This window comes from Nonomuraea sp. NPDC050022 (assembly GCF_044460705.1).
GTDB lineage: Bacteria > Actinomycetota > Actinomycetes > Streptosporangiales > Streptosporangiaceae > Nonomuraea.
In genome coordinates, this window is sequence record NZ_JBITKE010000003.1 from 218,464 (window position 1) to 233,597 (window position 15,134).

Here is a 15,134-nt window from a genome sequence, read left to right on the forward strand (position 1 = left end):
GGACTCCCAACTCAGAAGGTTCGACACGAACGTCCTCGCAGAGCGGCCGCCGGTCAAGCTGGGATGCGCTTGAGCTGGGGAAACACGCCAAAAATGGTGAAACTTTCATCGAGTCCCGAAAATGAGGCGACTGCTGCCGACACCTTGATCGACAGCGCTTATCGTGATCTCATTCAGGCAAATAGCTTCGGTGTTCGCTCTGGCCCGAAACTCGGCTGATCTGGAGGAACCTGCATGAAAATGAAGCGCGGCGTTTTAGTGGTGGCGCTGGCTATCAGCGCCCTCGCCCTCGGCTCCACCCCGGCCCAGGCGATTCCCCCTCCCCCGCCGGGGGGCGACCTCCTCCTCGTCATCAGCTACTTCGTGGGCGACCAGATCGTCGGACAACGCTGGTCCGGCTGCTCTCAGCCGCCCGGCCAGTGGGGGACGACGGACGGCCAGGCGAAGTACTACTTCACCCCCTGCTGACCGCCACCCCTGCCCCCTGCTGAGCCGGCGTTCCCGGACCCGGCTTGAGCTCGGCGAAGAGACGTTCCTCCGCGACATCGAGTGCGCAACGCACGGCGCCGATCGCGGAGGAATGGTCGCCCAGCACCGAGCAGACCACCTTGGGCGGGAAGTCCGTCTCGCGTTCGACGCGGACGCGTACCGGCTCGCGGATGGCCTCGCCGGCGGCCGAGATGCCGCCCCCGATGATCACCAGCTCGGGGTCGATCGTCACCATCACCGGTGCCAACCCCTCCACCAGCAGGTCGGCGAACCCGTCTATGCCCGCCTGGGCGGCCGCGTCGCCCGCCTTGGCCGCCTCGAAGATGGCCTGGATCGCGTCCTCGTGGTCCGTACTTCGCCCCGGTGCCAGGTCCAGCAGCCGTTCGTACGCGTGCGCCCACGGCAGCCCGCGCCACAGACCGATCTCGGCCGCCGCGCCGTGGCGACCGGCGTGCGGCCGGCCGGCGACCAGCAGGCCGGTGCCCATGCGGCGGCCGACGTGGATGTACACCACGTCGGAGGCGTCACGCGCCACGCCCTTCCAGTGTTCGGCCAGCGCGGCCATCCGCATGTCGTTGAAGACCTGGGTCGGGATGCCGAACCGGTTCCGTACGTGACCGCCCAGGTCGACGCCGGCCCATTCGGGGATGGCCGGGGCGTGCGCGACCTTGCCGTCCGGGCCGACGACGCCGGGGGTGGCGATCGCCGCGCATGAGATGTCGGCAGCGGACAGGCCCGCCGCGTCCAGGGCCGCGGTGATCGCCTCGTTCATGATCGTCAGGCGCCTGGAGCGAGGAGAGGTCGGGCGCAGGCTCTCACGGCGTTCGGCGACGATCTCCCCGGACAGGTCGCTGACCAGCACCAGCACCTTGTGACCGCCGATGTCGACCCCGAGCACATGGCCCGCGCCCGGACGGAACTCGAAGCGTTGTGCCGGCCGTCCCCGCCCGTCCTTCTTCTCGACCTTGTCGATGACCTGGTCGGCGGTCTGGATCCAGCCCGCGGCGAGCAGGTCGGAGATCGCCTGGGTCGTGGTCGGGCGCGAGATGCCGGCCGTCGCCGCGATCGAGGCGATCGTGTGGCTGCCGCCGCCGTAGAGCACGCGCAGCACGGAGCGCAGGTTGAGCGTCCGCAGCGCGGAGGTGTCGCCACCGAGCTGCGTGCCCGTGCTCGGCCGAACCCTGGAGGAGGTCATCCGTTCGCTTTCTGCTCTGTTTCCAACGCGGCGTTGCCTACAGCTTGCCCGTCAAGTGTCGGGTGTGCCGCGATCTCGATGAGCATGGCGGTCTCGGGCCGTAGCGTGGGCAGCCGTACCCCGACCGTGCCGAGCGTCGCGCCGCTGAGCAGGCCCGGCGCGTCCAGCCAGCCGGGCCGGGGGCCGAGGTCGTCCCGGTTCGGGCCGACGAGCCGTACCGCGTAGCGCAGGGCCGGGTCGAGCCCGGGGAAGGTCACCCGCCCCGCCGGCTCCTCATCGGAGCGGCGCACCGCCGCCACCGAGTACAGCCCCAGCCGCGGCGTCACCACGCCGGTCAGCCAGCGGCCCGTGCTCGGGTGCTCGTCGCGGACCAGTGTGCCGGAGTGCAGCAGCGCCCGGTAGCGCTTGTAGATCCCGATCCACTCGGCCAGCTCCGCGGTCTCGGCGTCGTCCAGCCTGGTCAGATCGAGTTCCAGCCCGAAGTGCGCGAACAGCGAGGTGATCGCCCGGAAGGCGAGGTCGTGCCGGCGGCCGGTGGTGTGCGAGACGGTGGAGGCGACGTGGCCGCCGATGAGTTCGAGCGGGATGAGCTGGCTGGTCCAGCGCTGGATGGTCTGCCGTTCGAGCGGGTCGATGCAGTCGGAGGCCCACACCCGGTCGGTGTGCTCCAGGACGCCGAGGTCGACGCGGGCGCCCCCGGACGAGCACGACTCGATCTCCAGGCCGGGGAAGGTGGCGCGCAACTCGTCCATCAGCCGGTAGGCGGCCAGCGTCTGCCGGTGGACGTGGGGCGCTTCGATCAGGTCGCGGTTGTGGTCCCATTTGAGGTAGCCGACGCCGTACTCGGCGATGACCTCGGACATGCGCGTGAGCACGTGCTCGTACGCCTCCGGGTGCGCCAGGTCGAGCACCTGCTGCCAGCGCGAGGCCGGCGGCAGCTGAGGGCGGGCACGCATGATCCACTCCGGGTGTTTGACGGCGAGCTCCGAGAGCGGGCTGACCATCTCCGGCTCGAACCACAGCCCGAACGTCATGCCGAGCTCCTTGACCCGGTCGACCAGCGGATGCAGCCCGTCCGGCCAGGTCTGGTCGTCCACGAACCAGTCACCCAGCCCCCGGTCGGAGGCGTTCCTGCGGTGGAACCAGCCGTCGTCCAGCACGAACCGCTCCACCCCGATCCCGGCTCCCCGCTCGGCCAGGGCGAGGAGTTTGCCGAGGTCGTGGTCGAAGTACACGGCCTCCCACACGTTGAGATTGACCGGCCGGGGAGAGCCGGGATGGTGCGGCCGTTCCCTGAGGTGCCGGTGGAAGCGGGCGGCCAGCTCGTCGAGCCCGTCGGCGTACCCGAAGAACAGCTCGGGCGACTCATAGCTCTCCCCCGGCCGCAGCACGATCTCACCGGGCAGCAGTGACTCGCCGCCGCCCAGTGTCCTGAAGCCCTCGCCCGTACGCTCGGCCCAGGTGCGGTGGTTGCCGCTCCAGGCCGTGTGCACCGCCCACACCTCCCCCGACCGGAACCCGAACCCGGGCACTCCGGCCACCACCACGGTCGCCGCGTCGGCCCCGGTCCGGCCGCGCCGCCCTTCGCGAAGGTGCACACCCACGTTGAACGCCCCCCGCTGCGGCTGCCGCTCCCGTGACCAGCGCCCGGCCAGATCGAGCAGGTCCGCCGCCCGCTCGGGCACCGGCAGGACGGCCGACACCGCGTCCACCCGGTAGTCGTCATCCCCGTCATTGCGTACGGAGGTGCGCAACCGGACCAGCCCGCTGCCGGTCAGCTCGATGACGAGGCACAGCCCGAGCGCGGTGCCCGGATCGGCCGCCTCGACGGTGAGCCGTCCCTCCTCCTTGACGGCCTTGCTCACGGTGAAGCGGGGCGCCCACGCCGCCCCCGAGCGGGAACCGGACAGCCCGGGAATGCCGAACCACCCGGTGTGGCCTTCGGGCAGCACCGAGTGCGAGACGGGTCCGTCGATGAGGTTGATGACGTGCGGCGCGATGGCGGCCTCGGCCATCGCGTCCAGCTCGGCCTGGTCGCACGGGCCCGGATCGGCACCCCAGTGAACGACCGTGGGCAGCCCGGCGGACCGGAGGTCGAGGATCAGGGCCACGCCGGCGGCTCGGAGCTGAACGACGTGCCGCGCGGCGTCAGAGGTCTTCGTCATCCTGACCTTTCTTCGTTATGTCATCGGATGTCTCAAGTGAAGATCATCACACTCGCGAAGAGCGGACCAACTTCCACAAGTCTCACGATGTGAGACCTTTCACCTTGCTGAAGTCCCGGCATTGTGCCTAGAGTCACCCCATCTTAATATGCAGAAGCCTTGCATAAATAGAGGCAGGCTCACAGAAACATCGGATGGGTGCGCGAACGAATGAACGTGACCGTGTGGAACGAGTTCTATGAGGAGCGGACGTATCCCAGCGTCTCGTCGGTCTATCCCGACGGGCTGCACGTCGTGCTCGGGCAGGCGCTGGCCGAACACCTCGGCCCCGAGGCACATGTACGCGTCGCGCTCCAGGAGGAGCCCGAGCACGGTCTGACCCAGGCCGTACTGGACGAGACCGACGTCCTGCTCTGGTGGGGTCACCTCAAGCACGACGAGGTCGGTGACGAGGTCGTCGAGCGGGTCAGGCGGCGGGTGCTCGACGGCATGGGCCTGCTCATCCTGCACTCCGCCATCGAGTCGAAGGTCGCCCAGGCCCTGCTGGGCACCTCCTGCAAGATCGCCAGCTGGCGGCACGACGACAGTGAGCTGCTCTGGACGATCCTGCCCGGCCACGACATCGTCCGCGGCGTCCCCAACCCGGTCGTCATCCCCAAGGGCGAGATGTACGGCGAGCCGCTCGACATCCCCGAGCCGGACGAGCTCGTCTTCATCAGCTCGTACGAGGGCGGCGAGGTGCTGCGCAGCGGCTGCGCGTGGCAGCGGGGCAAGGGCCGGATCTTCTTCTTCGCCCCCGGCCACGAGGAGTCCCCGATCTACTTCCAGCCGGAGATCAGGCGCGTGCTGGCCAACGCGGTCCAGTGGGCCACGCCGCCCACCCAGCCCCAGCCGAAGGTCACCAGGAAGGGCGAATGGCCGCGGAACTGGTGGGCCGAGGCATGACCGACCTGATCCAGATCGGCCTGGGCCCCTGGGGGCTCGACTGGGCCGCGAACATCCTCCCGCGGCTCCCCGACGTCCGGGTGACCGGCTGGGTGGACGCCTCCCCCGAGGCACGGGCCGCGTTCACCGCCAAGACCGGCGACGACAACGTGTTCGCCACCGTTGAGGAGGCGCTGGCGGCCACCGGCGCCGTGGCCGCCATCGCGCCGGTCGCGATCGGCGCGCACGCGGCCGTCGCCCGGCAGGTCCTGGAGGCCGGCGCGCATCTGCTGCTGGAGAAGCCGTTCACCCTGGACGCCGCGAGCGCCAGGGAGCTCGCCGGCCTCGCGGAACGGAAGGGCCTGGTCTTCGGCATCGACCAGAACTACCGGATCTTCCCCGGCGCCCCGGTCGTCCGCGACCTGCTCGACCGGCGAGCCGTCGGCGTCGTCCGCCGGGTCTCGGTCGAATGGCACCGCGACCACGCCGGTGTCCGGGACGCCAACTCACTGATCGAGCTGGCCATTCACCACTTCGACCTGATGCGGTACCTGTTCGGGCGGGAGGGGATGGCGATCACCTGCGTACCGGTCACGCCCATACGCTCGGCCCAGGACCACACCCCCGGAGCCAGCCTCATCGTCGAGCTGGACGGCGGGCCCACGATCGACTACGTCCTGTCGAGTCAGGGGGTCGGCCCGCAGACGCCGTGGCCCGGCGTGTGGCGGATCTCCGGTGACGAAGGGCTGCTGACCTGGGGGGCCGCGCCGGACGACCACCGGGCCGTGTCGATCACCGACGCGGCCGGGAACGTGCGCGCGGTCGAGGTGTCCGAGCTGCCGCTGTTCGAGCGGGCCGGGGTACTGCGGGCGTTCGTCGACGCCGTGGCGGGCACCGGTGAGCCGACCTCGCCCGCCGCCGACAACGCGCACAGCGTCGCGATGCTGGAGGCCGCGCTGACCTCCGCCCGTACCGGGGAGCGGACGAGGGTCGAACAATGGTGACCTCCGCCCCTACTTGGGCAGCGGGCGAGGGTCGAGCGATGGTGACCTCCGCTCGTGCTGGACAGCGGACGAGGGCCGGGCGGTGGTGACGGCCGCCGCCGACCGGGTCGCGACGCGCCGAGCGCGGCAGCGGGCGGGCAGCACGCTGTTCGGCCCCAAGACGATGCTGTTCCTGCTGCCGGGCGCGATCTATCTCGCGGTGCTGTCGGTCTACCCGCTCATCGACCTGTTCCGTACCGCGTTCTCCGACGTGACCGCCGAGAACCTGCTGGGCGAGCGGCCGTTCAACGGGCTGGACAACATGTGGCGGGTGATCGAGGACCCGTCGTTCGGTCACGTGGTGCTCCAGACGCTGGCCATCGTCGTGATCGTGCTGGTCGTCGGGCTGGCCGGCGGGTTCGCCGCCGCGCTGGTCCTGCGGCCGCGCACCCGGCTGAGCGGCGTGACGCTGGGCGCGATGGTGTTCGTGTGGACGCTGCCGGCGGTGGTCGCCGGCAATCTGTGGAAATTTCTGCTTGAGTCCGGCGGGCCGGTCAACTCGGTGCTGCTCTGGCTGCACCTGATCCAGCAGCCGATCCCCTGGCTGGCCAACGGCACGCTGGCGATCGTCGTGCTCGGGCTGGTCAACGCCTGGATGGTGGTGCCGTTCTGCGCGCTCGTGCTGCGCGCGGCGCTGCTGGACGTCTCCCAGGAGCTGCTGGAGGCCGCCGCGCTCGACGGCGCGGCCGGCTGGAAGGTGACCAGGCACATCGTGCTGCCGCTGCTGCGCCCGGTCATCTCCATCCTCGGCGTGCTCGTCGTGATCAACGCCTTCCGCTCGTTCGACCTCATCTTCGTGATGACCAGCGGCGGGCCGGGCACCTCCACGACCACGCTGCCGTACCTGGGTTACCAGCAGGCGTTCAAGTTCTACGAGTTCGGCCAGGGGTCGTTCACCGCGACGTTGTCGCTGGTCATCGTGCTCTTCCTGAGCGCCGTCTACCTGCGGATGAACCGTAAGGAGCAGACATGACCGAGCTTGTCGAGGTCATCAATAAGCACAGCACCTTGGTCATGAGACCGACAAAGGAGGGCTCATGACCGACGCCAAGCGCAACACCCCGGTCACCGTGCTCGGCTGCGTCCTCCTGCTGGCGATCTACGCGCTGCCGCTGTACTGGCTGCTGGCCACCTCGTTCAAGAGCCTCAAGGACGTGTTCGCCGGATCGGCGGCGGTCATCTTCAAGCCCACGCTCCAGGCCTACATCGACGTGTGGAACGGCGGTTTCGCCACCTCCGCCGTCAACTCCGTGATCATCGCCGTGTCCACCACGGTCATCGTGCTCGTCGTCGCCGTGCCCACCTCGTACGGACTGGCCCGGCTCAACGGCGCCGTGGTGACCGGCGGGCTGGCCGCGCTGATCATCCTGCAGATGGTGCCGGCCACCTCCACCCTCATTCCCCTGAACCGGCTGCTGGCCCAATGGGGTCTGACCGGCAACCTGTACGGCGTCGCGCTCGCCATCGCCGCGACCAACCTGCCCTTCAGCATGCTGCTGCTGCGGCCGTTCTTCACCGGCGTGCCGATCGCCATCGAGGAGGCCGCCGCCAGTGATGGCGCGGGCAGGTGGCAGCGGTTCGTCAAGATCGTACTGCCGATCACCCGCAACGGGATCGCCACCGTGGCCACCCTCACCTTCATCGGCGCGTGGGGCGAGTTCCTGTACGCGATCACCTTTCTCAACGACCCGGGCCAGTACCCGGTGAGCGCGCTGCTGGCGCAGCAAATGTCCTCCTACGGGGTGAACTGGCCGGGTCTCATGGCGGTCTCCGTCCTGGTCTCGGTCCCGACTGTATTGATCTATCTGTTCGGGCAGCGCCTGCTGGTCGGCGGTATCACGATGGGAAGCGTTCGTTGATCTCTGCAAGACTCCGCGTCGTCGCCGCCGCGGCGGCCCTGTGCGCCCTCGCCGCGTGCGGCACCTCCGGCTCCGGCGGCTCGGGCGACGCCAACAAGGTCACGTTCTGGCACTACTACGCCCAGGGCATCCCCGCCACCGCGAAGTTCACCAAGGACCTGGGCGACATCTACGCCAAGGCCAAGCTGTCAAAGCCGCTGAACAGCGTGTACGTGCCCGGCGAGCAGCTCACCCAGAAGGTGATCGCCACGGCGGCCACCAAGCAGGGCCCCGACGTCTTCGTCCAGGGCGGCGCCGACCTGCTCCAGCTCATCAAGGCCGGCGCGATCGCCGACATCACCGCCCAGTACGACAAGTTCCCGGACAAGGCGCAGATCCCCGATGCGAACGTCATCAAGAAGGACGGCAAGGTCTACGGCGTCCAGGGCTTCAACAACACGACCGCCCTCTGGTACAACAAGACGATCCTCGACGAGCTGGGCATCACACCGCCCACCACGATGGACGAGCTGACCGCCGCCCTGGAGAAGATCGGCAAGAAGTACGTCGGCATCGGCCTGCCCGGCCAGGGCGACCAGGACGTCAACGCCTTCTCCTTCATCACCGCGTACGGCTTCGACTACGCCAAGCCCGACGCCGCCGCCCTGGAGACCTCGCTCAAGCTGGTCGGCGGCTGGGCCGAGAAGGGCTACGTGCCCAGGGACGCCGCCACCTGGACCCCCGACGTCGCCTTCCAGAAGTTCACCGCCGGCGGCATGGCCTTCGTGCTCGGCGGCAACTGGCAGTACGGCAACGCCAAGAAGGCCGCCTCCTTCAAGTACGGGGTCGTGCCCGTGCCCAACGGGAGCGCCCCGGCCAAGGTCTACCAGTTCGGCGACAACGTGCACGTCAGCGCGTTCACCAAGGACAAGGACGCCGCCTTCGACGCCATCGCCGCCATGTTCCTCAGCAAGGAGGGCGAGCTCGCCGCCCTGGAGGCGGGCAGCATGCCGGTGCGCAAGGACCTGGCCGACACCGAGGGCATGAAGGACCCGATCTACACCCAGTTCAACAAGGCGCTGGAGAACGGCGTGCCGTACCTGCTGCCCGGTTTCGGCACCGAGCTGACGCAGATGCGCAAGCCGGTGGCCGAGGCGTGGAGCGCCGTGCTCGCCGGACAGTCCTCCCCGGGCGAGGCCGCCACCACCGCGGTCGCCGCCATCCAGCGCGTCGCCAAATAGCGCGTCGTCAAATAGCGCCAAGTAGCGTCAAGTAGGAAGAGATCCGTATGCGCCTGCGCGCCATCCTCGCCCTCGCGATGCTGGTCGGTCTGCTCACCGCCGTACCGGCCCACGCCGAAGTCGTCCATCCTCGCCAGCAGTGGTTACGCGACTCCACCGCGGGCCTGTTCCTGCACTGGGGCATGTTCACCGCGCCCCGGCACCTGGACTGCGCCGCGTGGGAGCGCGACGTCACCGACGGCGGCTGGACCCCTGACTATTGGATCGACCAGGCCCGCGACCTCGGCGCCTCGTACATCGTCCTGGCCACCTTCCACAGCGCGCTGGGCTACGCCCGCCCCTGGCCGTCGGCGATCCCGGGCAGCTGCGCCACCCGCCGCGACTTCCTCGGCGAGCTGGTGAACGCCGGGAAGGCGAAGGGTGTGCGAGTCATGCTCTACATGACCGACGACCCGCAATGGCACAACAACACCGGCGTCGAGATGCTCGACTCGGCCGCCTACTCCGCCTACAAGGGCCGGCAGGTCGACATCACCACGCGACCCGGCTTCGGGATGTTCAGCCAGGATCTTTTCCTGGAGGTCATGGAGAAATATCCGGACCTGGCGGGATTCTGGATCGACAACGAGAACGAGTACTGGCAGCAGAACGGCCTGTACGACAAGGTCCGTGAACGGCGCCCGGACTGGCTGCTGAGCAACAACAACACCGACACCCCGATCATGGACACGGTCAGCAACGAGCAGAAGACCGGCATGACCCCCGCCTACGACTACCCGCAGGCGGCGTGGACCCCGATGCCGCGCCTGGTCGAGGCGGACTACAAGCTGCCCACGGTCGGCGACTGGTGGTACGACGGCGCCGACCACCCCGTGGACGCCCGCCTGTCCACCGGCCGGTACATCACCAACGCCGGCTCGTCGATGAAGTCGCTGATGGCGGAGACCGCGATGGCGAACGGCAAGTTCCCACCGCAGCAGGAGGCCTTCAACTCCTTCATGTCCACGTGGGTCCCGCCGATCAAGGAGTCGCTGCACGCCACCGAGGGCGGCGGCTACATGTACGGCGGCCTGCAGCCCGGCTTCTGGAACGACGGCGCGCACGGCGTGATCACCGTCCGGCGCGACGACGGCGGGAAGGTCCAGTACGTCCACGTGCTGACCAAGCCCAGCACCGACCGCGTACGCCTGCGCGACAATGGCTATCGCGTCACCGGGGTGAGCGACCTGCGTACGGGCGAGCGGATGCGGTTCACCCAGTCCGGCGGCTCCCTGACGATCCTCGGCATCACGCGGTGGGACGACTACGACACGGTGTTCAAGGTCGAGACGGCCGGCCGCCAGGGCTTCCTCACCGGGGTGAAGGCCACCGCGTCCGCCGAGCAGGCCGAGCATCCCGCCGCCGCCCTGGTAGACGGTGATTTCACGAAATATTGGGACTCCGACGGCAACCTGCCGGTTTCGGTGACGCTGGATCTCGGTAAGCGGAAGAAGGTCGCCTATCTGGCGGTCAACCAGCGCGAATGGTCGCCGGTCCTGGCCAGGGTGACCTTCGGGCGGCCCGAGGACTCCGCCCGGATCAAGGACTACCGCGTCTACGTCAGCGACGACGGCCGCCGCTGGGACAAGCCGGTGCGGGCCGGCGCGATGCGCAGCGCCCGCGGCACGCAGGTCCTCGACCTCGGCGAGCAGCACGGCCGCTACGTGAAGCTGGAGGTGCTCAACACCTGGGCGGGCGCGCAGGCGCCCCGCTTCCACCGCAAGCTCCGGATCGACGAGATCCAGGTCGCGGACTCCTACCCGGTCTCGCGCGACAGCCTGCCGCTTGAGGCGGAGCGCCAGCAGCGGACGGGCCAGGCCCGCGTCGAGTCCTGCGCCGCCTGCTCGGGCGGGGCCCAGGTGGTCGGGCTGCGGGACGGCACACTCACCTACCGCGACGTGGGCGTCCCGGCGGCGGGCGAGTACCGCCTAAAGATCGACCACACCTCCGCCACGCCCGCGACGCTGTCGGTCGCCGTCAACGGCGCGGCACCGCTCCAGGTGCGGGTGCCGGGCGACAACAAGGGCGTCCCCGCCTCCAGCGCCCTGCCCGTCACGCTGAAGGCGGGCACCAACACGATCACCCTGTCCGGGGACGCGGGAGTGGACCGCCTGGCCGTCGCCCCGATGCCGCCCGCCTCGTACACCCCCAAGACCACCATGACCGTCGACCCGGCCGGGCTGCAGTGGGTCAGCCCCGGCCAGCAGACGCTGCGGGTTTCGGCCACACTGCGTCTGGACAGCGAGGACGTGCTCGACCAGGTCGCGTTCGCCCCGGCCGTCCCGGCGGGCTGGACCGTCGAGGGCGAGCCGATCAAGGCGTCGGCCGTACGGCTCGGGCAGACGCTGGCGGGCTCGTGGACCCTCACCTCGCCCCCTGGCATGGACGTGACCGCGACGGACATCCCGATCACCGCCACCTTCCAGTCGCTCGGCCGCCCCTACACGGTCACGAACCAGGTCGGAGTGCGTCTGCGCCCCGCCGACCGGGTGTTCATGCGGGAGGCCGAGGACTCACGCAACAAGATCGGCGAAGCCGGGATCACCGCCTGCGCGGCCTGCTCGGGCGGTCAGAAGGTACGCAACATCGGCGGCGGACCGGACCAGGGCAGCGAGCCGAACGCCTATGTGCTGTTCGAGGACGTCACGGTCCCCGAGGCACGGGCGTACACGCTGTACATCGACTTCACGGTGAACGGCCCCAAGTCGTACTCCGTGACGGTCAACGGCGGCCCGCCGACCGAGGTGAAGGTGAACGGGGCGACCAACAACACCCTCTACACCGTCAGCGTCCCCGTCACGCTGAAGGCCGGCCCGAACATCATCAAGCTCCACAACGACACGACCCCGGCCCCGGACCTGGACCGCATCTCTCTCAGCCTCGGCTGATCTCTCGCCTCGACTGATCTCTCGCCTCGGCTGGGAAGGCGCGACCCCGGCGCGGATCTCCCGCGCCGGGGTCCATGCCCGGAAGCCGCAGCGGCCGGCGGCGCGGCTAGCCGTACGATTTTCCGACGCTGTCGAGCAGGTTCTCCAGAGTGTCATAGGAGGGGATGTCCACCACGTCGATGAGGTCGGTCGCGACGCTTACCTTGTGGTCCGCGGCGACCTTGGCGAAGTCGGCGGCGTCCGCCGAGCGGAACCCGTGCTCGGCGGCGAGCCGCTGCAACTGCGAATCGGTGCTGAGCAGGCGTCCGACACGGTCGCCGGACGCGTTGAGCGGCACCAGCGTGTGCTTGGACATCACCGTCGGCGACGGGTACATCAGCACCATCCCCGGCTTGATCTGCCCTCGCGTGGCCGCGTCGACGAACTGCGCCTCGTAGATCCAGACCATCGGCGACGGGCCCATGCCCACCGTGAGGTATTCGTTGAACGGACCCTCGGAGGTGTTGTCGGTGTAGCCCTGGCTGGTGAAGAGCTGGGTCACCAGGGGCAGCACGTTCTTCTCGGCGGTGGCGCCGTGCACGACCTTGCTGCCGTTCGCGACGTAGCTGGTGATCGCCAGGTACATGGCCGCGGAGTTCGAGGTGCGCGGGTCCGTCGTGGAGATCAGGATGTTCTTGTCGACGCGGTAGTCGGAGTTGCCCGTGAGCTGATCCCACTTCGTGTCCGTGGTGACCAGTTCGAGGTAGCGGCCGATGCTGAAGGTCGGCACGGGGCCCTGCTTCACGACGCCCGCCTTGGTGAGCAGGTCCGCGATCGGCTGGAACGTCGCGATCGCCATGGGCGAGGAGAACGGCGTGTACTTCGTACTGACCTTGCGCCTGCGCTGGATGAACTCACCCGCCGGCGCACTCGACGGGAACGCGAAGTCGAAGCGGCTGAGGTCTACCGAGGTGGCGATCTGCCGGGAACCGGCCGATTCGATCTCGACCTTCACGCCCTCGTCGGCGAAGGCCCGCACCACCTGCGGGTCCTCGAAGAACGCCTTCTTCTCGGAGCCGATCACGCCGCGCACGACCGTGAGCGGCGGAGCCGGGGGCGGGGCCTCCGTCTTTCCGAGGTTCACGACCACCACGGCGGCGACCACGACGACCGCGACGCCCAGGCCGATCGGGAGCAGCACCTTGCGGCTGGGCAATTTCGCCAGCACGGCGGCCGGTTGGGCGACTGTGGTGGTCGTCTCAGGCCGAACGTCCGCAGGCTTGCCTGAGGGCGCTGCGGCCGGAGACGCCGCGGCCTTGGGGGGCGCGGCCTCGGCGGGCGTGGGTTTGGCGGGCGCGGGCTCGGTGGGCGCGGGCTCGGTGGGCGCGGGCGCCTCCACCCGTGCCGTCAGCTCACCGCGAGCGATGCGTTCGACCATGACGGGGACGAAGTCACGGACGGGAAGGCCGTCGAAGCGGCGATAAGCCGCCCGCATCACACTCTCGACGTGCTCGGCGGAATGGGTGCCGGCGAAGACCTGCACCAGGTGGTCGGTGGTCCGGCGGATCGCCTGTTCCTCGCGGAGGGTGTCGCCGCTCACCAATAACTCCCCGACCTATCAATTATCAGTTATCGCGACAGGCCGCCATGCCCGCCCGATCATGCGAGACCCCACCATATAGGGGGTTTCGGCCGCGTTGATATCCACGTCGGCTGTTATTTAAAACCCGCAGGTAAGGGCGATACGACCGCACCTCCGGAAATCATCTGTTCATATTCGCCGAGCTCATTCGTTAAGCGAAATACACAAATGTTTTATGTTCGTTCATCACTGGGCGGGAGCGGTGGCGCCGAGAAGGGCCAGGCAGTTCGTCCACAGAGCGTCGAGGCGTTGGGTGTTGTTGTAGAGCTTGGCGAAGAGCACCTGACCTTCGAGCTGAGCGACGACGGATCGCGCGGCCTCGTGGGCATCGGCGACCGTGACCTCGCCGCGCTCCTGGGCTTCGGTGATGACCTTCTCCACCATGTCGACCTGCGACTCGAAGATCTGCTGCAGGCGTTCGCGGAGGGCTTCCGTCTGGTTGCTCATTTCCAGGGTCAGGTTCCCGAAAAGACAGCCCGAGACGGTGCCACAGCTCTGCTGCCCGGCGCGCTGATCGGCTTCGGTGGCCTCGAACAGCTGCCGCAGCCGCTGGAGGGGCGGGTCATCGCTGCCCAGGATGCGCTTCCAGTTGCCGTGCTGGCCGGCCCAGTGCTCGTCGATGACGGCCAGGGCGAGCTCCTCCTTGGAGTTGAAGAAGTAGTAGAAACTACCCTTCGGCACGCCCGCCGCCTTGCAGATCTCGGCCACGCCCAGCGCGGAGTAGCCACGCAGCTCGATGAGCGTCTGCGCGGCGCTGAGGATCCTCTCCTTGGCATCACTGGTTCGTCCCATACCCCTCAGTGTACGTCTTACTAGACCGGTCGACTATCAGCCCCATCGGGGTGTCCCATCTCACTTTGACGGATTGTCGACCGGTCGTCTACGTTGCAAATAGACGACCGGTCGGCTAGTAGTCCGTCCGGCGACATCCTCACTCACCAAGAAGGTCATCATGAGCAGCCAGAAGGTCGCGGTCATCACCGGAGCGTCGCAGGGCATCGGAGCCGCACTCGTCGCCGCCTACCGCAAGCTCGGCTACGGCGTCGTCGCCACCTCCCGTACGATCGCCCCCGCCGACGACGCCGACGTCGTGACCGTCCAGGGCGACATCGCCGACCCCGCCACCGCCGAGCGCGTCATCGCCGCCGGCATCGAGCGCTTCGGCCGTATCGACACGCTGGTCAACAACGCGGGGATCTTCATCGCCAAGCCCTTCACCGACTACACGGCCGCCGACTACGCCGCCGTGAGCGGTGTGAACCTGACCGGGTTCTTCCAGATCACCCAGCTGGCCATCCCGCACATGCTCGCCCAAGGCGGCGGCCACATCGTCAACATCACCACCAGCCTGGTCGACAACGCCGACTCCAACGTCCCCTCCGTGCTCGCCTCGCTGACGAAGGGCGGCCTGCAGTCCGCCACCAAGTCCCTGGCCATCGAGTACGCGACTCGCGGGGTTCGCGTCAACGCCGTCTCACCGGGCACGATCAAGACCCCGATGCACCCGGACGAGATCCACCAGACCCTCGCCGCGCTGCACCCGGTCGGGCGGATGGGTGAGGTGAGCGACATCGCCGACGCGGTGGTCTACCTCGAGACGGCCCCGTTCGTCACCGGGGAGATTATGCACGTAGACGGAGGCATGAGCGCCGGCCACTGACAGCCGCGCAGAAGCGGCATCGCGACGGTCC

The 15,134-nt window shown here is 68.7% G+C and carries 12 protein-coding genes; 8 read left to right on the forward strand and 4 right to left on the reverse strand.

All coding sequences use genetic code 11. From position 1 onward, the window contains the following. The first annotated feature begins 234 nt into the window (after positions 1-234). On the forward strand, positions 235-468 hold the full coding sequence (locus tag ACIBO2_RS12445; RefSeq protein ID WP_358427814.1) for a hypothetical protein: 234 nt from the start codon (positions 235-237) through the stop codon (positions 466-468). Here ACIBO2_RS12445 and ACIBO2_RS12450 read toward each other — a convergent pair. Both ACIBO2_RS12450 and ACIBO2_RS12455 read right to left on the reverse strand, forming a co-directional pair. Beyond that, positions 455-1,684, reverse strand: coding sequence for an ROK family transcriptional regulator (locus tag ACIBO2_RS12450; RefSeq protein ID WP_358544671.1), 1,230 nt, complete (start codon positions 1,682-1,684; stop codon positions 455-457). The genes ACIBO2_RS12445 and ACIBO2_RS12450 overlap by 14 nt on opposite strands. Beyond that, positions 1,681-3,849 carry an alpha-galactosidase gene (locus tag ACIBO2_RS12455; RefSeq protein WP_358544669.1) on the reverse strand — a complete coding sequence of 723 codons (2,169 nt, stop codon included), beginning with the start codon at positions 3,847-3,849 and terminating at the stop codon, positions 1,681-1,683. The genes ACIBO2_RS12450 and ACIBO2_RS12455 overlap by 4 nt, the downstream gene beginning before the upstream one ends. Positions 3,850-4,047: 198 nt before the next feature. On the opposite strand from ACIBO2_RS12455, the gene ACIBO2_RS12460 reads away from it, so the two are divergent. From ACIBO2_RS12460 to ACIBO2_RS12485, 6 genes are all read left to right on the forward strand, one after another. Beyond that, positions 4,048-4,794, forward strand: coding sequence for a ThuA domain-containing protein (locus tag ACIBO2_RS12460; RefSeq protein WP_358544667.1), 747 nt, complete (start codon positions 4,048-4,050; stop codon positions 4,792-4,794). After that, positions 4,764-5,777 carry a Gfo/Idh/MocA family oxidoreductase gene (locus ACIBO2_RS12465; RefSeq protein ID WP_358544665.1) on the forward strand — a complete coding sequence of 338 codons (1,014 nt, stop codon included), beginning with the start codon at positions 4,764-4,766 and terminating at the stop codon, positions 5,775-5,777. Before ACIBO2_RS12460 ends, ACIBO2_RS12465 begins: the two co-directional genes overlap by 31 nt. Before the next feature lie 82 nt (positions 5,778-5,859). Further along, a complete protein-coding gene (locus tag ACIBO2_RS12470; protein WP_358544664.1) occupies positions 5,860-6,789 on the forward strand; it encodes a sugar ABC transporter permease in 930 nt (309 codons plus the stop codon). Positions 6,790-6,853: 64 nt separating this feature from the next. After that, entirely contained in the window at positions 6,854-7,675 is an 822-nt protein-coding gene (locus ACIBO2_RS12475; protein WP_397296918.1) for a carbohydrate ABC transporter permease, read from the forward strand. Next, positions 7,672-8,895: an extracellular solute-binding protein gene (locus tag ACIBO2_RS12480; protein ID WP_358544661.1), complete on the forward strand. Its 1,224-nt coding sequence runs from the start codon at positions 7,672-7,674 to the stop codon at positions 8,893-8,895. The genes ACIBO2_RS12475 and ACIBO2_RS12480 overlap by 4 nt, the downstream gene beginning before the upstream one ends. A 47-nt stretch (positions 8,896-8,942) precedes the next feature. Continuing rightward, positions 8,943-11,822, forward strand: coding sequence for a discoidin domain-containing protein (locus tag ACIBO2_RS12485; protein WP_397296921.1), 2,880 nt, complete (start codon positions 8,943-8,945; stop codon positions 11,820-11,822). A gap of 106 nt (positions 11,823-11,928) precedes the next feature. Here the strand turns inward: ACIBO2_RS12485 and ACIBO2_RS12490 are convergent, their stop codons facing one another. Then, positions 11,929-13,401 (reverse strand): three-helix bundle dimerization domain-containing protein, encoded by a 1,473-nt coding sequence (locus ACIBO2_RS12490; RefSeq protein ID WP_397296924.1) that lies wholly within the window; start codon positions 13,399-13,401, stop codon positions 11,929-11,931. 228 nt (positions 13,402-13,629) lie between these two features. Then, on the reverse strand, positions 13,630-14,235 hold the full coding sequence (locus ACIBO2_RS12495; protein ID WP_358544655.1) for a TetR/AcrR family transcriptional regulator: 606 nt from the start codon (positions 14,233-14,235) through the stop codon (positions 13,630-13,632). Positions 14,236-14,395: 160 nt separating this feature from the next. Here ACIBO2_RS12495 and ACIBO2_RS12500 point away from each other — a divergent pair, with 160 nt between their 5' ends. After that, positions 14,396-15,103 (forward strand): SDR family oxidoreductase, encoded by a 708-nt coding sequence (locus tag ACIBO2_RS12500; protein WP_358544653.1) that lies wholly within the window; start codon positions 14,396-14,398, stop codon positions 15,101-15,103. Positions 15,104-15,134 lie beyond the last annotated feature (31 nt).